Below are 19,172 nucleotides of genomic sequence, written 5' to 3'. Positions count from 1 at the left end.
GTCAGTCTCCGAGCGGCTGGCGGTTGTCCGGGCTATCCGGTGCGGCCGTGTTGCCCCGGTGCGCGTCGAGCACGTATTTGAGCCGGCGCAGCCGGTCCTGGCTCTGGTCCTGCTGCAGCAGGGCGAGCTGGGTGGCCAGCACGTCCATCACCAGCAACATGGCGTAGCGTGAGGCCGAGGGCTTGAAAATAAAATCGGTCTCCAGCGTGCGCACCGGAAGCAGCACGTCGGCACGGCCCGCCAGCGGCGAGCCCAGCGCGGTCACCGCGACCAGCCTGGCGCCATATTCGCGGGCGATATCGCAGCTGGCGAGCATCTCGGGCACGTTGCCTGTGGCGGAGAAGGCAAGCACGACATCGTCCTTGTGCAAGGTGGCCGCCACCATCTTCTGCAGCAGCGCATCCTGGTAGCTGGCCACGGGACGGCCCAGGCGGGCCAGCCGGTAGCGTGCCTCGTCGGCCATGAAGGACGAGCCGCCACCCATGCCAAAAGCGTAGACCATGCGCGCCTCCAGCAACAGGCGTGCGGCGTGCTCGATATGGTCGGGGTCGATCAGCTTGCGGTTGATCTCAAGAGAGTCCAGGATATCCGCGTGGATGCTGTCGGCCAGCGTGGCCGGCGCCGGCTCCGCCGTCCGGGCGCTCTGCGCATGCAGGAAACGCTGGCCTACCGCGGTGGCCTGCGCCAGGCGCAGCTTGAGGTCGCGCACGTCGCGGCAGCCGATGGCCTTGGCGAAACGGGTCACGCTGGCCTCGCTCACCCCGGCCTGGCGTGCCAGTTCGTTGATGCTGGTGGCCGCGGCGCCGGCCAGGTCCTGCAGGATCACCTGGGCGACTTTCTGCTCGGCCAGGCGCAGCGTGGGGCCACGCTCGGCGATGCGGGTCAGGATGTCGAAGGGCGCGGACATGGTTGGCGAGTGGCGGACTGGGGTGGCGGCTTGAAGGGGAGGGGCGGGCGCAACGGCGATGTCGGCCTCTCGATATCCGCCGTTCGCATCGTTTCCCCGCCAGCCCGGGCCGATCGGCATGTGGCCCGTGCTTGGCTAGAATTGTTACTTTATAACAAGGATGAAATATCGTAAATTCAAGGCTATCATTACGTCAATCGGAATTTTTGCAGGGTGATGACAGCATGCGTGAAACAAAGTACCAAACCGGCACGATCGATCCGCTCAACAAGGCGTTGGGCAAGCTCGATGCCCCGCTGGCTCCCGATGCCGCCGGCCAGGTGGGCTGGCAACTGCTGGCGGAAGACCTGAGCCTGCCGGCCGCCGTACTGTATGAAGAACGCCTGGCGCACAACCTCGAATGGATGCGCCGCTTCATGGGCGAGTACGGCGTGCAGCTGGCGCCGCACGGCAAGACCACCATGGCGCCCAAGCTGTTCGCCCGCCAGCTGGCGGCCGGCGCATGGGGCATCACCCTGGCCACCGCCCACCAGACCGCCGCCGCGTACGCGCATGGCGTGCGGCGCGTGCTGATGGCCAACCAACTGGTGGGCCGGCGCAATATGGAGATCGTGGCCGACCTGTTGCGCGATCCTGATTTCGAGTTCTTCACCCTGGTGGATTCGCCCGAACTGGTGGACCTGCTCGGCGCCTATTTCAGCGGCCGCGGGCAGCGGCTGCAGGTCTTGCTGGAGCTGGGCGTGGCCGGTGGCCGCACCGGCGTGCGCGACGCGGCGCAGCAGGCGGCGGTGCTGGCGGCATTGGCGCGCTGGCCTGGCGTGCTGTCCCTGGCCGGTGTGGAAATCTATGAAGGCGTGTTGAAGGAGGAGGCCGACATCCGCGACTTCCTGCGGCGCACGGTGGCGGTGACGCGCGAGCTCTTCGCGGCGGGCCGGTTTGGCCGCAGCCCGGTGGTGATGTCGGGTGCGGGTTCGGCGTGGTACGACGTGGTGGCGGAGGAGTTCGCCCGTACCGAGATCGGCGCGCCGATCGATATCGTGCTGCGTCCCGGCTGCTACCTCACGCACGATGTGGGTATCTACCGCGCCGCGCAGCAACGCATCCTGGCCAGCAACCCGGTCGCGCAGAAGATGCGCGAGGGGCTGTTGCCGGCATTGCAGCTGTGGGCCTATGTGCAGTCGATTCCGGAGCCCGGCCGCGCCATCATCGGCATGGGCAAGCGCGATGCCGCCTTTGATGCCGGCATGCCCATCCCCGCGCAGTCGTACCGGCCCGGTGCGCCTGCGCCGGTGGCGGTGCCTGCCCACTGGGAAGTGACCGGCATGATGGACCAGCATGCCTACCTGCAGATCCGCCCGGGCGATGACGTCAAGGTGGGCGATATGATCGCCTTCGATATCTCGCATCCCTGCCTGACCTTCGACAAGTGGCGCCACATCCCGGTGCTCGACGCGGACCTGCGCGTGATCGACCTCGTGCAGACGTTCTTCTGAGCCGCGCAACGGCAAGGCGAAGACAGCGACAATGGCAGCAACAGCAATGACAGCAACGGCTACAACTGGGGGCGCTTGCACCATGAGCATCGACATTCTCGCGTTCGGCGAAGCGCTGGTTGAATTCAACCAGCAGCCCGACGATCCCACCCGCTACCTGCAGGGGTTCGGCGGCGACACTTCCAATTTCTGCATCGCCGCTGCGCGGCAAGGCGCGCGCGCCGGCTATATCAGCGCGGTGGGCGAGGACACCTTCGGCGAACGGCTGCTGGCGCTGTGGACGCAGGAACGGGTCGATACCCGTCACGTGCGCATCGATGCCGGCGCCCCGACCGGCGTCTACTTCGTCACCCACGACGCGCATGGCCACCGCTTCGACTACCTGCGCAGTGGTTCCGCGGCCAGTCATTACAGCCACGAGAACCTGCCGCACCATGCCATCGCCGAGGCGCGCTACCTGCATGTGTCCGGCATCAGCCTGGCCATCAGCACCAGCGCCTGCGATGCGGGCCTGGCGGCGATGGAGCATGCGCGCAAGGCCGGCGTCAAGGTCACGCTCGACACCAACCTGCGCCTGCGGCTGTGGACGCTGGCGCGGGCACGCGGCATCATGCGCGAAGCCTTTGCGCTGACCGACGTGTGCCTGCCGAGCTGGGACGACATCACCGTGCTGACCGGCCTCAATGACCGCGATGCCATTGCCGACTACCTGCTGGACTGCGGCATCGGCCTGGTAGCGCTGAAACTGGGCGCGGAGGGCGCGTACGTGGCGACCCCGGAAGCCCGTTCGCTGGTGCCGCCGTATCCGGTGCACCCGCTCGACGCCACCGGCGCCGGCGATTGCTTCGGCGGCAGCTTCGTGGCGCGCCTCGCGGCCGGCGACGATCCCTTCGAGGCTGCGCGCTATGCCAACGTGGCCGCGGCGCTGTCCACTACCGGCTACGGCGCCGTGGCGCCGATCCCGTTTGTCGAAACCGTGCTGGCGCGAATGGCCCAGGCGGTTTCCGTGATTGCCTGATAGCGGCGGTATTGCCTGATGCCCGGGGCGGCCTCGGGCCGCCGCGCATGCTGGCCTGCAAACTGAAGCCTTACGTTTTCCCGACCCCATCGACCCATCGATCTCACCGAACACAAACTGCCATGCAAACTCAATCTCCCTCGCTGATCGAACGCCTTGTCAATGTGCCGGTGATCCCGGTACTTGAGTTCTCCTCCGTCGACGAAGCCCTGCATGTGTCCGAAGCATTGATCGGCGGCGGTCTGCCGGTGCTGGAAATCACGCTGCGCACGCCCGTGGCGCTGGATGCCATCAAGGCCGTGGCCGCCGCTTTCCCGCAGGCTTGCGTTGGGGCAGGCACGGTGCTGACAGCGGCGGACCTGCAAGCCGTCGGCAACGCCGGCGCGCAGTTCGCGGTCTCGCCGGGGCTCACGCCGGCACTGGCTGTGGCCGCGCAGGGTGCGGGTGTGGCGCTGCTGCCCGGGGTCGCCACCGCCAGCGAGGCAATGGCCGCGATGGAGGCCGGCTTCAAGTTCCTGAAGTTCTTCCCGGCGGAAGCCTCCGGCGGGGTGCCGATGCTGAAGTCGCTGTATGGCCCTTTCGCGCAGCTCCGCTTCTGCCCTACCGGCGGCATCGACGTGGCCCGTGCCCCGTCCTACCTGGCGCTGCCCAACGTAGTGTGCGTGGGCGGCTCGTGGGTTGTACCAAAGGACGCAGTGGCAAAGGGCGACTGGGCGCGGATCCGCACGCTGGCGCAGGAGGCCGCCGCGCTGCGCAAGTCGGCCTGACGCCGGGCGCGGGACCCCTCCGCGTGCATCCCGCCTTGCATGGTGGATACGCCGGACAAGGCGTCGCCCGACAAGGCGCCGGAGGGTATCGATACCACGATCGCGGAGCTGGGCCGGATGCCGAGCGATGCGCACCAGGAGATCATCCTGATCTCCCCGTATTTTGTCCCGGGCGACCGGGGGGTGGCATCGATGGCGAAGCTGGTCAGGCAAGGGGTCAAGCTGCGGGTGCCGACCAATTCGCTGGCGGCGACCGATGCGCCCATCGTCCATGTCGGCTACCGGCGCTACCGGGTTGCGCAGCTATTCGCCGGGGCAATCGACGACAACAGCTACCTGCTGCGCCTGTCCGATCGGGGCGCGGTGCAGTGGGTGGATGGCAAGGGGGATAGGGCGGTGGTGCTGGACGCCGAGCCGGACACGACATGGTCCAGGCGCCTGGGGATCGACTTGCTGGCGCCGTTTACGCCGGAGGAACTGTTGTAGCGGCGGCTCCGTTGCCGAAGCCAGCCTTGCTGCCGGCGGGGTTGCGCAGGCCGACGGGCTGCCGGCGCGATGCCGGGCCCATGGCCGCCGGCATTTCCTGGCTGCCGCGGCTACTTGCTGCGGTCGGCAGCGCCTTCGAGCTTCTGCCCGCCCTTTTGGATATCCTGGCCGAGGCCGGCCATGGTATTGCAGCCAGCCAGCAAGGTGGCAAACAGAACGCAGAAGATCCATCCTTTTTTCACGCCAGACTCCTTTGGGTCAATAATCTCGCCGCAATTCTACCGTTGCGGCCATGCTCTATTGAAGCATGGCACGCGCCAATTTGTAACCACTCGTGCCAGGCAAAGGTGGGCTGGTGTCCTGGTTCAGACTCAGGACCCCGTCTAGCCAAGCAATTCGCGCGCACGCGCGCAGATGGCGGCATGCGTCTGGGCGAGCCAGTGGACCGGGAAGGGTTGGGCCAGCAGGTAGCCTTGCATATCGCTGCACCCCCACTGGCGCACCACACCAAGCTGAAGGCGTGTTTCGATCCCCCTGGCGCAAACCGGCAGAGCAAGGCGCTGCGCCTGCTCGCAAGCCGCCTGCAGCCGGGCCACGGCAGCATTGCGCTGGTCTGGCGGCCCTGCCTGATCGGCGTTGCCGATGCTGCGTGCGTTGAACGTGAGCAGGTCGGGTTGCAGCCGCTCCAGTGTCGCTGTGCCGTCCGGCGCCTCGGCGAAATCGCTCAAGGCGAACCGCAGTCCCGCGCGCCGCAGCCTCGCCAGCTTGCCGGCGGCCTCCCGATCGCCTGCGGGCAGTGCCGCGGCGGGGATCTCCAGGCAGACCCTGGCGGGGTCGAGCTGCTCTTGCTCCAGCGTGCGCAGCAGGGTGTCGATCATGGGGGTGCCGTGCAATTGCGCGCTGGAAACCGGAAAAGACAGCGCCACCGGGCTGGGGATGCCCGTGCAGCCCAGCATGGGCAGGGCATTTTCCATCAGCCAATGGGCGACATCGCCCATCAGGCCCAGCGCTTCCAGTGCAGGCAGGAAGTCCTGGGGCGCAACCCGCCCCAACTCGGGGCTCTGCCAGCGCAGCCTGACGGTGTAGCCGGTCACGCAGGCTGTGGCGAGCGACGCCCGGGCCTGCAGGTTCAGCGAGAGCTGCCCGCGGGCGAGGGCGTACGGCAGGGCTGCCAGCAAAGGCGTGGCGAGGGGCGGGGACGCCGCAGCCGTGTCGCCGGCTACGCCGTCGCCGCCGCGTTTGCGCACGCGCAGCATCGCGTCATACGCTTCATGCAGGCAGCGTTCGGCGGGCTTGACCGGGTCGTCCATGGACACGCCGATGCTGCTGGAGAGGAACAGTTCGAAACCATCCTGCTGGAACGGTCGTGCCAGGCCGGCGGCCACGCTACGCCCCAGGCGCAACGCGGCTTCCATGGGAGGCGCTCCGCCAGGCGGCAGCGCCACGATGACGCCGATGTCGGCCTGGCCCAGCCAGGCGATTTCGGCCGGATGCGCCAGTGCGGCGATGCGTGCCGCCGCTTGCGCGCGCAGGCGCAAGGCCGGCTGCGCGCCGAGCGTCTCGTTTGCGTGCGTGAAGCGGTCGAGATGAATCACCAGCACGACGAGATGAGGCGTGGCGGCGGGTTGTTGACGGTGCGCCGCCAGCATGGCGGCAAAATCGTTTGTGTCCTGCGAGTCCGCCTCTGGCTGGCGGACAGTGCCGTCTGCGTCAGGCTGCATGAGGGGTCCCTGTGGGCGGCGGTGGTTTGCCGCGCGCTAGCATGGGCGCCGCGGTCCGGCGACGCCGTGGCCGTGGCAACCGCCGTGGCTTCCTTGCGGGGCTGGAGGGGTACACCCTCCAGCGGGCCTCAGGGATGTCACGGCACAGTCACGATGATACGGCACGGCGGGCGCCGCCCGAAGCAGGGGCGGATACAGGGATAGTGCGGATTTGCAGGCGCGTGCCGGAGATCAAGAATCCTGAACCGGCGGCGCCGCGGGCGCGGCAACCGCCGTGCGTACCCTTGCCCGTCAGCCGGTGGTCTCGGCGTCGGCGCCATCCTCGGGGGGGACGCGGGCGGCCAGCACCTTGTCGATGCGCTTGCCGTCCATATCGACGATCTCGAACTTCCAGTCGCCCCAGCGCACGGTGTCGCCGGTCTGCGGAAGCCTGCCGAGCAGCAGGAGCAGCATGCCGGACAGCGTGTGATAGCGCTCCTTGTCTTCCTCCGGGACGTGGCGCAGGCCGATGCGATCCTTCAGCTCCGGGATGGGGATCAGGCCATCGAGCAGCCATGAGCCGTCTTCACGCTGTACCGCCCATTCCTCGCCGGCCCCATCGGCCTTGAACTCACCGGTAATGGCTTCGATCAGGTCCTGCAGCGTCACCAGGCCCAGCACCTCGCCGTACTCGTCGATCACAAAGGCGATCTGGCCGCCGGAGGCGCGGAAGTTCTCCAGCAACTCCATGCCGGTCACGCTCTCCGGCACGAATACCGGGGTCTGCAGCACGGCGGTCAGGTCGGTGGGCTCGCCGCGCAGGCGGCGCGCCAGCAACTGCCGCGCGCTCACCACGCCGAGCATGTCGTGCATGCCGCCGCGCACCACCGGGAAACGCGAGTGATCGGACTCCTCGATGCGGCGCAGGTTTTCTTCGAGCGGGACTTCCACATCCAGGCAGACGACGTCGCCGCGCGGCACCATCAGCGAGGTGAGCTGACGGTCATCGAGGCGGAATACATTGCGCACCATGGTGTGCTCGTGCTGCTCGATGACGCCGGCTTCCGAGCCTTCCACCAGCAGCGCATGGATCTCTTCTTCGGTCACGGCCGGGCCGCGGCCGCTCTTCACGCCCAGCATGCGCAGCACCAGCCGGGTCGAACTGGAGAGCAGCTTGACGAAGGGGGTGGAGGCCAGCGCCAGGAAGGAAATCGGGCGCGATACCAGGCGCGCGATGGATTCGGGCGCCATCTGGCCGAGACGCTTGGGCACCAGTTCGCCCAATACGATGGAAAAGTAGGTCAGTCCTGCGACCACGATGGTGGTCGCCACATAGCCGGCGGTGGTTGCCTGCAGGCCAAAGCCCTGCAGCCACACGCCGAAGGGCTGGGCGAGGGTGGATTCGCCAACCACACCGTTGAGCACCCCGATCGAGGTAATGCCAATCTGCACGGTCGACAGAAAGCGTGTGGGGTCTTCGCCCAGCTTCATCGCCTCGATGGCGCCGCGGTCGCCATCCTCGATGCGTCGCTGAAGGCGGGCCTTGCGGGCCGTCATCAAGGCGATCTCGGACATCGCGAACAAGCCGTTGATCAGGATCAGCGCCAGTAATATGGCAATTTCCATCAGGGTGCGCGCCCTGTGCGCGCAGGAGTTATTGAGGCCCAAAGCATAACATTGCCATGCGTCAAAACAGATTTCGGCGCGTGCGCGAGCCGCCGCACGGCTTGTTCGCAGGCCTGTCGCGGCACTTCCTCCATGGCCCTGGGCCCCCCCCTGCGCCAGGCCGTGCCAATCCGTTCCCCCCACATTCCGCCCACCGCCACACAGCGCGAAAACCGAACGGCTTCACCGTTCGAATTCCAGACGCCCGCTACGGAGCGGATCCCGTTCCTGTCCGTCACGTTTTCACTAAGTTATTGATACATAAGAAAATAATTCTCTTTCGGCTAGCTGGCACAGGGGTTGCGACAGAGAGACCGGACCGCCATGCAACGTGGTGAGTCTGGCAACGGTGCTGCCTGGCAGCCGCCGTGAAAGCGACTAATGGAAGGAGACATGGATATGGAAGTGCAATCACAAGTCCAGGTGATGGGCATCGACGCCGGCGGCACGATGACCGACACCTTCTTTGTGCGCTCCGATGGCCGGTTCGTGGTCGGCAAGGCACAAAGCAATCCGGATGACGAGTCCCTGGCGATCTTCAATTCCTCGGAGGATGCGCTGGCCCACTGGCAGCGCGGCGTCGACGACGTGTATCCCGAACTGCTGACCTGCGTGTACTCGGGCACGGCGATGCTCAACCGCGTGGTGCAGCGCAAGGGGCTGGACGTCGGACTGATGGTTAACAAGGGCTTCGAACATGTCCACTCGATGGGCCGGGCCATCCAGAGCTACCTTGGCTACGCGCTGGAAGAGCGTATCCACCTCAATACGCACCGCTATGACGAGCCGCTGGTGCCATTGTCGCGTACGCGTGGCGTGACCGAGCGTACCGACGTGCAGGGCGAGATCGTCATTCCGCTGCGGGAGAAGGAAACGCGCCAGGCCACGCGCGAACTGGTCGCGGCGGGGTCGAAGGCCATCGTGATCTGCTTCCTGCAATCGCACAAGAACGGCACCAGCGAGCAGCAGGCGCGCGATATCGTGCGCGACGAACTCAGGAAGCTCGGGGCCGATATCCCGGTCTTCGCCTCGGTGGATTACTACCCGCAGCGCAAGGAAAGCCACCGGATGAACACCACGGTGCTGGAAGCCTATGCCGCCGAGCCGTCGCGGCAGACGCTAAAGAAAGTCAGCGACCGGTTCAAGAAGCACGGCGCCAAATTCGACCTGCGGGTCATGGCCACCCACGGCGGCACCATCAGCTGGAAGGCCAAGGAACTGGCGCGCACCATCGTTTCCGGCCCGATCGGCGGCGTGATCGGTTCGAAACTGCTGGGCGAAACCCTGGGCTACGACAATATCGCCTGCTCCGACATCGGCGGCACCTCGTTCGACATGGCGCTGATCACCAAGGGCAACTTCGCCATCGCCGCCGATCCCGACATGGCGCGCCTGGTGCTGTCCCTGCCGCTGGTGACGATGGATTCCGTGGGCGCGGGGGCGGGCAGCTTCGTGCGGCTCGATCCCTACAGCGGCGCCATCAAGCTTGGCCCGGACAGCGCGGGCTACCGCGTCGGCACCTGCTGGCCGGAGAGCGGCCTGGATACGGTTTCCGTGTCCGACTGCCACGTGGTGCTGGGCTACCTCAATCCGGACAACTTCCTCGGCGGCGCCATCAAGCTGGACGTGGAGCGGGCGCGCCAGCATATCAAGGCGCAGATCGCCGATCCGCTGGGCTTGTCGGTAGAGGATGCCGCGGCGGGCGTGATCGAGTTGCTCGACCTGCAACTGCGCGAGTACCTGCGCTCCAACGTCAGCGCCAAGGGCTACAACCCGACCGAGTTCGTCTGCTTCTCCTACGGCGGGGCGGGGCCGGTCCACACCTACGGCTATACCGAGGGCCTGGGCTTCAAGGACGTGATCGTGCCGGCCTGGGCGGCGGGCTTCTCGGCATTCGGCTGCGCCTGCGCGGATTTCGAGTACCGCTATGACAAGAGCGTCGACCTGGCGCTGCCGCAGGACGCGGCCGAGGCGGACAAGGCGCAAGCCGCGCAGACCATCCAGAAGGCCTGGTCCGACCTGGCGTCCAAGGTGATCGAGGAATTCAAGATCAACGGCTTCCAGCCCGAGGACGTGATCCTGCGCCCGGGGTACCGCATGCAATACATGGGCCAGCTCAACGACCTGGAAATCAATTCTCCGATCGTCAACGCCGCCACCGCGGGCGACTGGGACCAGATCGTCGATGCCTTCGAGGAAACCTACGGCAGGGTGTATGCCAGTTCGGCGCGCTCCCCCGAGCTGGGCTTCTCGGTGACCGGCGCGATCATGCGCGGCATGGTGATCACCCAGAAGCCGGTGCTGCCGGAAGACCCGGAAGGCGGACCCAGGCCGCCCGCGCAGGCGAGGCTGGGAACGCGCCCGCTGTACCGGCAGAAGCAATGGCATGAGGCCGTGTTGTGGAAGATGGAAGCGCTGCAACCCGGCAACACCATCACCGGGCCGGCCATCATCGAGTCGGACGCCACCACCTTCGTGGTGCCCAAGGGTTTCGCCACCACGCTCGACAAGCATCGCCTGTTCCACCTCAAAGAAGTGAAGTAAGGAGACACGCCATGAATATGATGTCCAGCAAGGAAGTCGGCCTGACCGACCTGCTCAAGACCGGCCAGACGCTCAAGGAATTCCGCGATGCCATCCTGGAGCGCACCGAGCAGACCGGCCACTACAACGGCCTCACGCGGCTTGCATTCCGCGAACGGGATCCGATCCGCTACGAGAAACTCTTCTCCAAGCTGCGCGGCGGCCTGGTGCACGCCCGCGAAACCGCCAAGAAGATCGCCGCCAGCCCCATCGTCGAACAGGAAGGCGAACTCTGCTTCACCCTCTACAACGCCGCCGGCGACTGCGTGCTGACCTCGACCGGGATCATCATCCACGTCGGCACCATGGGCGCCGCCATCAAATACATGATCGAGAACAACTGGGAGGCCAATCCCGGCATTCATCCCGGCGACATGTTCACCAACAACGATTGCTCGATCGGCAACGTCCACCCGTGCGATATCGCCACCATCGTGCCGATCTTCGCGCACGGCAAGCTGGTGGGCTGGGTAGGCGGCGTGACCCATGTGATCGACACCGGCGCGGTCACCCCGGGATCGATGTCGACCGGGCAGGTGCAGCGTTTCGGCGACGGCTACATGATCACCTGCCGCAAAACCGGTGTGAACGATACGCCGCTGCGCGACTGGCTGCACGAAAGCCAGCGCTCGGTGCGTACGCCGAAATACTGGATCCTCGATGAGCGCACCCGCATTGCGGGCTGCCATATGATCCGCGACCTGATCGAGGAAGTGATCGAGGACGAAGGGCTGGAAGCCTACGAGGAGTTTGCCTACGAGGTGATCGAGGAAGGGCGCCGCGGCCTGCAGACCCGCATCAAGGCCATGACCCTGCCGGGCAAGTACCGCAAGGTGGCCTTTGTCGACGTGCCGTACAACCATCCGGACGTGCAGACCTCGTCGGCCTTCGCCAAGCTCGACTCGATCATGCATTCGCCGGTGGAAATGGAAATCCGCAAGGACGGCTCGTGGCGCCTGGACTTCGAGGGCGCCAGCCGCTGGGGCTGGCACTCCTACAACGCGCACCAGGTGGCCTTCACCAGCGGCATCTGGGTGATGATGACCCAGACCCTGGTGCCGACGCAGCGCATCAACGACGGCGCCTACTTCGGCACGGAGTTCCATCTGCCCAAGGGTACGTGGATGAACCCGGACGACCGCCGTACCGGCCATGCCTATGCCTGGCATTTCCTGGTCTCCGGCTGGAGCGCGATGTGGCGCGGGCTGTCGCAGGCCTATTTCAGCCGCGGCTACCTGGAGGAAGTCAACGCCGGCAATGCCAACACCTCCAACTGGCTGCAGGGCGGCGGCATCAACCAGGAGGGCGAGATCCACGCGGTCAACAGCTTCGAGGCCTCGTCCTGCGGCACCGGCGCCTGCGCCATCAAGGACGGCCTGAACCACGCCGCGGCGATCTGGAACCCGGAGGGCGATATGGGCGATATCGAAATCTGGGAAATGGCCGAGCCCTTGCTCTACCTTGGGCGCAACGCCAAGTCCAACTCCGGGGGCTACGGCAAATACCGCGGCGGCTGCGGCTTCGAGACGCTGCGCATGGTATGGAAGGCCCAGGACTGGACCATGTTCTTCATGGGCAACGGCTATATGAACAGCGACTGGGGCCTGATGGGCGGTTATCCGGCCGCCACCGGCTACCGCTTCGAAGCCCACAAGACCGGCCTGAAGGAGCGCATCGCCGCCGGTGACAGCCTGCCGCTGGGCGGGGACGCCAACCCGGACCTGCCGGACTACGAGAACCACCTGAACGCCGGCGCGCGCGTCAAGCGCGACCAGCAGTGCATGACCACCGAGGATTGCTACGACAACTACGACCTGTACCTGAACTACCTGCGTGGCGGCCCCGGTTTCGGGGACCCGCTCGACCGCGAGGTGGAAGCCATCGAGAGGGACCTGAACAATGCCTTGCTGCTGCCGGAATATGCCCAGAAGGTCTATGGCGCGGTGGCGACGAAGGACGGCAACGGCATCTGGAAGGTGGATGCCCATCAGACCGCGCTGCAGCGGGTCGAGATCCGCAACCAGCGGCTGGCGCGCTCGCAGCCGACGCAAGAGTGGATGAAGGGCGAGCGCGAGCGGATCCTGGTCAAGCATGCCTCGACCCAGGTGCAGCACATGTTCGCCACCAGCTTCGGCTTGTCGGAGAAGTTCGAGCAGCAGTTCCGCGCGTTCTGGGACCTGCCCGAATCCTGGACGCTGACCGAGGAAGAACTGGACGTGCCCACCTACGGTTCCAAGTACCGCATGGACCTGTCCAAGATGCCGGATGTGCACACCGTGGTGCTGGTCGAGGAGTAAGCCAGGCGGATACGGAGCGACGCCGGCGCGTGGCAGGCTGCGCCGGCGAACGACACCAGACAGGATTCAAGACTCAAGACTCAAGACTCAAGAGAGGATTCAGGATGTCTACCTACACCAGTGAACAGGTCAAGAACCTGGTCGACGGCAAGCTCGACTGGGATACCACGCTGCGCATGCTGTCCATGCCCAAGGATGCCGCGCGCTTTCAGCTGTACGTGGAGGCGCTGCAGAAAAAGCTCGACTGGGACGACCGCATCGTGCTGCCGCTGAGCCCGCACATGTTTATCGTGCAGCAGGCCAAGACCCGGAAATGGGTCACGCAGTGCGATTGCGGCCATGTCTTCTGCGACTACCGGGAGAACTGGAAGCTGCACGCCAACGTCTATGTGCGCGACACGGACGAAGCCATGGCCGAGGTCTATCCGCACCTGATGGCCCCGGATACCCAGTGGCAGGTGTACCGGGAATACTACTGTCCCAAGTGCGGCACCATGCACGACGTGGAAGCGCCCACGCCGTGGTATCCGGTGATCCACGATTTCGAGCCGGATATCGAGGCGTTCTACACCGACTGGGTAAAGCTGCCGGTGCCCGAGCGCGTGGATTGAGGCCGGATCGGCCTTGATGTAACCGATCAGCCATACACCGAGGCTGAATCCGGCCAGGCCATCGTCCATTGCCGATGGCCTGGCGGCCGTTCGATTTTCGGACGGCCGTTTTGTTTTCGGCCGTCCGATAGTGGGCGATCCGGCAACCGGACGCCATCGGACGGCGCGCGGGCGGTGGCTACACGGTGGCCTGGAATTTGCAGGAAGAACGGCTGGCGAGGTCAAGTCCCGGCTGGCACTGGTGGTGCGGTCGGGAGTAGCATGCACAGAAGCGGGCGCCAGTACCGCAGCAATAAAAACAGAGAACAAAGCCCGAGAGCGAGCCGGCACACCGGCCATTCCCGATCCGCATCGAGCGGACCCCGCAAGGAGACACGGCATGCAAGAGGCCACCACACCGATGGACTGGTTTTCCCATCCCGACCATGACGCCAGCATCATGTCCGCCTGGGAGCACCTGATTGACGGCGGCGAGGCGAATGCCGGCGAGTTGCGCTGCGTGGTGGATGACTCCTGGCGGCGCTGCCTGGTGGGACAAGTCGATCCCGGCGCGGGGGCCGCGCCGCCCCCGCTCGACGAGGGCGGGCTGAGGGAACGGCGGGAGAGGAACGAGCGGCTGGTCAGCGCCAGCCTGCCGCTGATCCAGCAGACGCGGGAGTTCCTGTCGCAGACCGGCACCATCATGCTGCTGGCCGATCCGGACGGGATGATCCTCCAGCAGGAAGGCGATATGCGCATCGTCGAGCCCGCCGGGGAAGTCGGCCTGATTCCCGGCTGCGACTGGACCGAGCTGAACTGCGGGACCAATGCCATCGGTACCGCGCTGGCCTTGCAGCAGCCGGTGCAGATCCATGGCGCCGAGCATTTCTGCGCGGGCATCAAGCGCTGGACCTGCTCGGCCACGGTGATCCGGGATCCGCTGGACGGCGGCGTACTTGGCGTCATCGACGTCTCGGGCCTGGCGCAGACCTATAGCCGGCACAGCCTGGCGCTGACGGTTTCTCTGGCCGGCCGCATCGAGAGCCGGCTGGCCAAGCTGGCGATGGAACGCCGCCTGCGGCTGCTGGATCGCTGCGCGAGCCATTTCGGCTCGGCGCGCAGCGACGGCGTCCTTGTCCTCGACGAACGTGGCAAACTGGTCAAGGCCAATCCGCAAGCGCCTTCGGCACTCACACGGCTGGGCGTCAACACGGCGCTGAACAGCGCCTTCTCCGTCCCCGGCCTCGACGCGCGTACCACCGGCTCCGCCACCCGGCCCACGCCGGCATGGCTGCGCCTGGCCCGGGTCGACGTGATTCGCGAGGGTGGCGAGATGCTGGGTTTCCTGGTGGTGATTCCGGCTGCGCCAAATCGCCTTGCCGCCGGGGCTGCCGGCATGCCGGCCGGGCGCCCCGGCCTGGCGCCGGCCTTCTCCCGTATCGTGGGCAATGGTGCCGCCTTGCGCTCGGCGGTGGAAAAGGCGCAGCACCTGGCGCCGTCCCGGGTGCCGGTGCTGCTGCTGGGTGAAACCGGCGTGGGCAAGGAACTGTTCGCGCAGGGCATCCACCAGGCCAGCGCCTGTTCGGACGGACCGTTCGTGGCGCTGAACTGCGGCGGGCTGTCGCGGGACCTGCTCGCCAGCGAGCTGTTTGGCTATGCGGAAGGTGCCTTCACCGGAGCACGCAAATCGGGCGCAGCCGGCAAGATCGAGGCTGCCAACCGGGGCACCCTGTTCCTCGACGAGATCGGGGAGATGCCGCTCGACATCCAGCCGCACCTGCTGCGCGTGCTGGAGGAAGGGGAGATCTACCGGCTGGGCGAGAACGCGCCGCGCAAGGTCAGTTTCCGCCTGGTTGCGGCCACCCACCGGAACCTGCGGGACGATGTGGCCGCCGGCAAATTCCGCATGGACCTGTTCTACCGCATTGCCGTGACCAATATCGCCATCCCGCCGCTGCGCGAGCGCAAGGACGATATCCCCGCGCTGGTCTCGCACTGGCTGGCCCAGTTGTGCGAGCGCTACGGGCTGCCGATGGCGACATTCGACGACGATGCCTACCGGTGCCTGCTTGCCTACGACTGGCCAGGCAATGTCCGCGAATTGCGCAACGCGCTCGAGGGCTCCTTGCTGATGGCCGATGGCGGCGTGATCACCGTGGACAAGCTGCCGCTTGAAATCGGAGCGGCGGGTGGAGGGCCCGCCGCCGACCAGTGCAAACGCATTGGGGGCGAACTTCCCGAAACGGTTTGCTCGCTGGAAGTGGCTGAGGCCGAATCCATCCGCAAGGCCCTGGCGTACAGCAGCGGCAACCTGACCAAGACCGCTTCGCGCCTGGGCATAGCCAAGAGCACGCTTTATCAGAAGATCCGCAAATACGGCCTGAGCGTTGCGCTGAGCGAAACCCGGGGCAGGGGCGCTTAGGGCGGTCGTGCTGCCCGGCACGCGCTGGAGACACGGCAAAACATTATTACCAGGCAGGTAATCGCGCGGTGGCCTTCGCCGTGCTGTAATGCCGTCATGGACACCCTGACCCCCAGTTCCGAAACCGCCCTCGACTTCCCCGGCCTGCTGCGCTACTGGCGCGGCAGACGTGGCTATAGCCAGCTCGCGCTGTCGCTGGCGGCCGGGGTGTCGCAGCGGCATATCAGTTTTCTCGAATCCGGCCGCGCCCGGCCCAGCCGCGAGATGGTGCTGTCCCTGGCTGACCGGCTGGGCGTGCCGCTGCGCCAGCGCAATCGCCTGCTGCTGGCCGGCGGCTTCGCGCCGGCCTACAGCGAGCACGGCCTCGCCGCGCCCGCGCTACAGATGGTGCAGCAGGCGGTCGCGCTGATCCTGTCCAAGCAGGAACCCTATCCGGCGGTAGTGCTGGACCGCTTCTGGAACATGCTGGATGCCAATCAGGCCTACCGCCGCATGATCGGCAAGCTGCTGGGCGAGCGAGCCCCGACCGTGCTGGAGGAGGGGGGTGGACGCATCAACCTGATGCTGACGGTATTCGATCCCGAGGGCCTGTGGCCGGTCATCGAGAACGCGCGCCAGGTCGGCCGCTACTTGCTGCGTCGCGTGTGGCAGGAATTGCAGATCCAGGCGCAGGACCAGACCGCGCGCGAGATCTTCGGCCGCATCGCCGCCTGGCATCCGGATCTGGTCGGCCCGGGCGGCCTGCCGCTGTTCGAAGACGATGCCGCCGAGCGGACGCCGCCGCCAATGCTGCCGGTGGCGCTGGCCGCGGACGGCTTTCGCGCTTCGCTGTTTTCCACCTTGACCACGCTCGGCATTCCGCAGGACGTCACGCTACAGGAAATGCGCATCGAGTGCTTTTTCCCGGCCGATGAAGCTTCTCGCCAGGCGCTCGAGGCACTGTCATTGCCTGCAGCCGCTGCTGCCGCGTAGCTTGGCGGCTCGGGCAGCGCCCGCCCGCACCTGCCGCGAGCGCTTGGGCCGCATGCGGATTTCCCCGCGCTCGTGCTAACATTTGGCGCGCGGCACGCCGGCCAGCACGAAGGGCAGGCGCGCCGCATCGTTACGTCTTCAGGGCGGGGTGCAAGTCCCCACCGGCGGTATGCCGCGCGCTTTGTGCGCCGTGGCGAGCCCGCGAGCGCCCGCACTCCCGTGCGGGGTCAGCAGACCTGGTGAGAGGCCAGGGCCGACGGTCATAGTCCGGATGAAAGAAGATGGGCGGTAACACTCCGGCTGGATGTCCGGCATGCGCGCATGCGCGTGTCCGGCGCCAGCGTGCCCGTGCGTCCGCCGATCCCCTGAAACGCCCGCTTATCGCTGTTCAAGGAGCGTTTCATGCTGTCCCTTCCTACTCAAGATCAAGACAATGCCGCTGTCACCGTGCGGCAAGCCAGCCGGCTCGAAGCCACGCACGATACCCGTCCGCTGGGCGAGCGCATTGCCCAGGCGCTGAACGCCATGCGCGAAGGCCGCCCCGTGGTGCTCCTCGACGATGACGATCGCGAGAACGAGGCCGATCTGATCCTTGCCGCGGAGTGCCTGACCCAGGCCAATATGGCCATGATGATCCGCGAGTGCAGCGGGATCGTCTGCCTGTGCCTCACGCGCGAGAAGGCCGCCAGGCTGGGGCTGCGCCCCATGGTGGAAAACAACCGCAGCCAGTACGGCACCGCGTTCACGGTCTCGATCGAGGCTCGTGAGGGCGTGACCACCGGCGTGAGCGCAGCCGACCGCATCACCACCATCCGCGCCGCCATCGCCGACGACGCGGGGCTCGATGCGGTGGTCAGCCCGGGCCATGTCTTCCCTTTGGTTGCCGTCGACGGCGGCGTGCTGGCGCGCCGCGGCCATACCGAAGGCTCGGTGGAACTGGCTCGCCTGGCCGGGCTCGCGCCGGCAGCGGTGCTGTGCGAGTTGATGAACCCGGACGGCACCATGGCGCGCCGCCCGGAGGCACTGGCTTTCGCCGAAATGTACCAGTTGCCGGTGCTGACCATCGCGGACCTGGTGGCCTGGCGCGAACAGCAAGACTGACGGGCAGGGCGCCTGTCGGCGGGAGGGCAGGACGCGGTATGCGACAATGCTGGCTGTTTTCTGGTCTACACGAGGGTCCGTCCATGTCCTTGCGCGCCTTTTTCCATGCTGCCGCCGTGCTGGCGGGCAGCTGCGTCTGTCTTGCCGCGTATGCCGAACCGGTTGCCGATACGGTTCGCCCCGCCGCCACGGCGGCTTTGTATCAATGCCAGGGTCCGAACGGTGGCACGGTCTTCCGTTCCACGCCGCGTGAGGGTTGTTCCGCACTGGCCGCGCCGGATACGCCCGCCCCCGACCCACAGCGCTGGTTGCCGCTGATGAGCGTCAATGGTGTGATTTCCTACTTTGACAAGACTTCGGTGCGCCGCCGCGGCCCCGAGGTCGGCGTTGCGGTCATGCGCAATGCGCCGGCCGGCATCATCCGCACCACCAGCGGCGAGCAGATCCGTTCCTCGCTCAAGCGCATGGTCTTCAATTGCGCCACATCCATGTATGCCGTGGTCGAGCAGACCCTCTACGCCAAGCGCTATGCGCGTGGCGAGTCGCTCTATACCATCAGTGCTCCGCAGGCGGGTATGCCGCAAGTTGCCAACGCGGGCACCATTGCCGGCGAACTGCTCGACCGCGTCTGTCATTGAGATCCATCAGGGCTCGCCAAGGCCCATCAAAGCCCAGGTGCCCGATGCTGCGCCGCAGCGTCGATAAGCATGCTGCCGCGTCAACCCATTGCCGCGGGGTACCGTTGTTGCTACTGAAGAAGTGCCGGTGCCAAAGGCCTCCAAGGGCCGCATGCGGGCTTCTTTCCACAACTGGCCAGGGAGGCTGACATGAAGAAGTGGATCGTGATGTTGTCGTTGGCGATGTTCGGAGCAGGCGCCTATGCGCAGGCTTCCGCTCCTGCCGCGCCGGCTGCGGGCACCGACAAGCCTGCGGCATCGAAGTCCGACAAGATGTCGAAGAAGCACGCCAGGAAGAAAAGAAACCACGCGCCGGCCGATGCCGACAAGATGATGAACAAGGGCGTCTAAACGCCATTTGTGAAGGGCGACTGGCCGCGAGCGCACCGCTGTGCGCGCGTGCTGCCGGGTTCGCCACGCCGCCCACGTCCGCGGTGCCGCGCGTCAATCGCGCGGCACCCCGGCGCGGGGACCCAAACCCACTGGCGCCCGGC

At 66.4% G+C, this 19,172-nt stretch carries 16 protein-coding genes and 1 riboswitch; of the genes, 12 read left to right on the top strand and 4 right to left on the bottom strand.

Going from position 1 to position 19,172, the window contains the following annotated elements; translation table 11 throughout:
- Nucleotide 1 precedes the first annotated feature (1 nt).
- Nucleotides 2–907, bottom strand: coding sequence for a MurR/RpiR family transcriptional regulator (locus AC3FOF_RS22405; RefSeq protein WP_488727817.1), 906 nt, complete (start codon nucleotides 905–907; stop codon nucleotides 2–4).
- A gap of 224 nt (nucleotides 908–1,131) precedes the next feature.
- On the opposite strand from AC3FOF_RS22405, the gene AC3FOF_RS22400 reads away from it, so the two are divergent.
- From AC3FOF_RS22400 to AC3FOF_RS22385, 4 genes are all read left to right on the top strand, one after another.
- Nucleotides 1,132–2,400 carry an amino acid deaminase gene (locus tag AC3FOF_RS22400; RefSeq protein WP_488727816.1) on the top strand — a complete coding sequence of 423 codons (1,269 nt, stop codon included), beginning with the start codon at nucleotides 1,132–1,134 and terminating at the stop codon, nucleotides 2,398–2,400.
- 82 nt (nucleotides 2,401–2,482) lie between these two features.
- Nucleotides 2,483–3,418 (top strand): sugar kinase, encoded by a 936-nt coding sequence (locus AC3FOF_RS22395; protein ID WP_488727815.1) that lies wholly within the window; start codon nucleotides 2,483–2,485, stop codon nucleotides 3,416–3,418.
- A 122-nt stretch (nucleotides 3,419–3,540) separates the two neighbouring features.
- Nucleotides 3,541–4,185 (top strand): bifunctional 4-hydroxy-2-oxoglutarate aldolase/2-dehydro-3-deoxy-phosphogluconate aldolase, encoded by a 645-nt coding sequence (gene eda / locus AC3FOF_RS22390; RefSeq protein WP_276265153.1) that lies wholly within the window; start codon nucleotides 3,541–3,543, stop codon nucleotides 4,183–4,185.
- A 39-nt stretch (nucleotides 4,186–4,224) separates the two neighbouring features.
- Nucleotides 4,225–4,671, top strand: a complete 447-nt coding sequence (locus AC3FOF_RS22385; RefSeq protein WP_488727814.1) for a phospholipase D-like domain-containing protein — start codon at nucleotides 4,225–4,227, stop codon at nucleotides 4,669–4,671.
- A gap of 110 nt (nucleotides 4,672–4,781) precedes the next feature.
- Here AC3FOF_RS22385 and AC3FOF_RS22380 read toward each other — a convergent pair whose 3' ends face one another.
- The 3 genes from AC3FOF_RS22380 to AC3FOF_RS22370 form a co-directional block, all read right to left on the bottom strand.
- The gene (locus tag AC3FOF_RS22380; RefSeq protein WP_006163387.1) at nucleotides 4,782–4,913 is read right to left on the bottom strand and encodes an entericidin A/B family lipoprotein; all 132 of its coding nucleotides are present in this window, start codon (nucleotides 4,911–4,913) and stop codon (nucleotides 4,782–4,784) included.
- Between the two features lie 141 nt (nucleotides 4,914–5,054).
- Nucleotides 5,055–6,392: a GGDEF domain-containing phosphodiesterase gene (locus AC3FOF_RS22375; RefSeq protein WP_488727813.1), complete on the bottom strand. Its 1,338-nt coding sequence runs from the start codon at nucleotides 6,390–6,392 to the stop codon at nucleotides 5,055–5,057.
- Nucleotides 6,393–6,683: 291 nt separating this feature from the next.
- Nucleotides 6,684–7,997 (bottom strand): hemolysin family protein, encoded by a 1,314-nt coding sequence (locus AC3FOF_RS22370; RefSeq protein WP_035818258.1) that lies wholly within the window; start codon nucleotides 7,995–7,997, stop codon nucleotides 6,684–6,686.
- A 438-nt stretch (nucleotides 7,998–8,435) separates the two neighbouring features.
- Here AC3FOF_RS22370 and AC3FOF_RS22365 point away from each other — a divergent pair, with 438 nt between their 5' ends.
- From AC3FOF_RS22365 to AC3FOF_RS22330, 8 genes are all read left to right on the top strand, one after another.
- Nucleotides 8,436–10,580 (top strand): hydantoinase/oxoprolinase family protein, encoded by a 2,145-nt coding sequence (locus AC3FOF_RS22365; protein WP_276264805.1) that lies wholly within the window; start codon nucleotides 8,436–8,438, stop codon nucleotides 10,578–10,580.
- 11 nt (nucleotides 10,581–10,591) lie between these two features.
- Entirely contained in the window at nucleotides 10,592–12,916 is a 2,325-nt protein-coding gene (locus tag AC3FOF_RS22360) for a hydantoinase B/oxoprolinase family protein (protein WP_488727812.1), read from the top strand.
- Nucleotides 12,917–13,020: 104 nt separating this feature from the next.
- A complete protein-coding gene (locus AC3FOF_RS22355) occupies nucleotides 13,021–13,527 on the top strand; it encodes an acetone carboxylase subunit gamma (RefSeq protein ID WP_017230922.1) in 507 nt (168 codons plus the stop codon).
- A 379-nt stretch (nucleotides 13,528–13,906) separates the two neighbouring features.
- Complete coding sequence (locus AC3FOF_RS22350) at nucleotides 13,907–15,928, top strand: sigma-54-dependent Fis family transcriptional regulator (RefSeq protein WP_276264804.1); 2,022 nt, start codon at nucleotides 13,907–13,909, stop codon at nucleotides 15,926–15,928.
- 96 nt (nucleotides 15,929–16,024) lie between these two features.
- Entirely contained in the window at nucleotides 16,025–16,900 is an 876-nt protein-coding gene (locus AC3FOF_RS22345) for a helix-turn-helix domain-containing protein (RefSeq protein WP_017230920.1), read from the top strand.
- A gap of 130 nt (nucleotides 16,901–17,030) precedes the next feature.
- A riboswitch (FMN riboswitch) is annotated at nucleotides 17,031–17,187 on the top strand.
- Nucleotides 17,188–17,302: 115 nt separating this feature from the next.
- Complete coding sequence (ribB, locus tag AC3FOF_RS22340; RefSeq protein ID WP_276264803.1) at nucleotides 17,303–18,001, top strand: 3,4-dihydroxy-2-butanone-4-phosphate synthase; 699 nt, start codon at nucleotides 17,303–17,305, stop codon at nucleotides 17,999–18,001.
- Between the two features lie 83 nt (nucleotides 18,002–18,084).
- Complete coding sequence (locus AC3FOF_RS22335; protein ID WP_017230918.1) at nucleotides 18,085–18,639, top strand: surface-adhesin E family protein; 555 nt, start codon at nucleotides 18,085–18,087, stop codon at nucleotides 18,637–18,639.
- 189 nt (nucleotides 18,640–18,828) lie between these two features.
- Nucleotides 18,829–19,029, top strand: coding sequence for a hypothetical protein (locus AC3FOF_RS22330; RefSeq protein ID WP_017230917.1), 201 nt, complete (start codon nucleotides 18,829–18,831; stop codon nucleotides 19,027–19,029).
- Nucleotides 19,030–19,172 lie beyond the last annotated feature (143 nt).

The sequence above is a fragment of the Cupriavidus sp. 96C5-1 genome (assembly GCF_057798855.1).
This window is presented reverse-complemented; position numbering and strand designations above follow the sequence as displayed.

Coding starts and splice junctions, on each gene's coding strand:
- AC3FOF_RS22360 (WP_488727812.1), top strand. CDS start 10,592: ATGAATATGATGTCCAGCAAGGAAGTCGGCCTGACCGACCTGCTCAAG.
- AC3FOF_RS22395 (WP_488727815.1), top strand. CDS start 2,483: ATGAGCATCGACATTCTCGCGTTCGGCGAAGCGCTGGTTGAATTCAAC.
- AC3FOF_RS22335 (WP_017230918.1), top strand. CDS start 18,085: ATGTCCTTGCGCGCCTTTTTCCATGCTGCCGCCGTGCTGGCGGGCAGC.
- AC3FOF_RS22330 (WP_017230917.1), top strand. CDS start 18,829: ATGAAGAAGTGGATCGTGATGTTGTCGTTGGCGATGTTCGGAGCAGGC.
- AC3FOF_RS22385 (WP_488727814.1), top strand. CDS start 4,225: ATGGTGGATACGCCGGACAAGGCGTCGCCCGACAAGGCGCCGGAGGGT.
- AC3FOF_RS22400 (WP_488727816.1), top strand. CDS start 1,132: ATGCGTGAAACAAAGTACCAAACCGGCACGATCGATCCGCTCAACAAG.
- AC3FOF_RS22355 (WP_017230922.1), top strand. CDS start 13,021: ATGTCTACCTACACCAGTGAACAGGTCAAGAACCTGGTCGACGGCAAG.
- eda (WP_276265153.1), top strand. CDS start 3,541: ATGCAAACTCAATCTCCCTCGCTGATCGAACGCCTTGTCAATGTGCCG.
- AC3FOF_RS22365 (WP_276264805.1), top strand. CDS start 8,436: ATGGAAGTGCAATCACAAGTCCAGGTGATGGGCATCGACGCCGGCGGC.
- ribB (WP_276264803.1), top strand. CDS start 17,303: ATGCTGTCCCTTCCTACTCAAGATCAAGACAATGCCGCTGTCACCGTG.
- AC3FOF_RS22350 (WP_276264804.1), top strand. CDS start 13,907: ATGCAAGAGGCCACCACACCGATGGACTGGTTTTCCCATCCCGACCAT.
- AC3FOF_RS22370 (WP_035818258.1), bottom strand. CDS start 7,997: ATGGAAATTGCCATATTACTGGCGCTGATCCTGATCAACGGCTTGTTC.
- AC3FOF_RS22405 (WP_488727817.1), bottom strand. CDS start 907: ATGTCCGCGCCCTTCGACATCCTGACCCGCATCGCCGAGCGTGGCCCC.
- AC3FOF_RS22375 (WP_488727813.1), bottom strand. CDS start 6,392: ATGCAGCCTGACGCAGACGGCACTGTCCGCCAGCCAGAGGCGGACTCG.
- AC3FOF_RS22345 (WP_017230920.1), top strand. CDS start 16,025: ATGGACACCCTGACCCCCAGTTCCGAAACCGCCCTCGACTTCCCCGGC.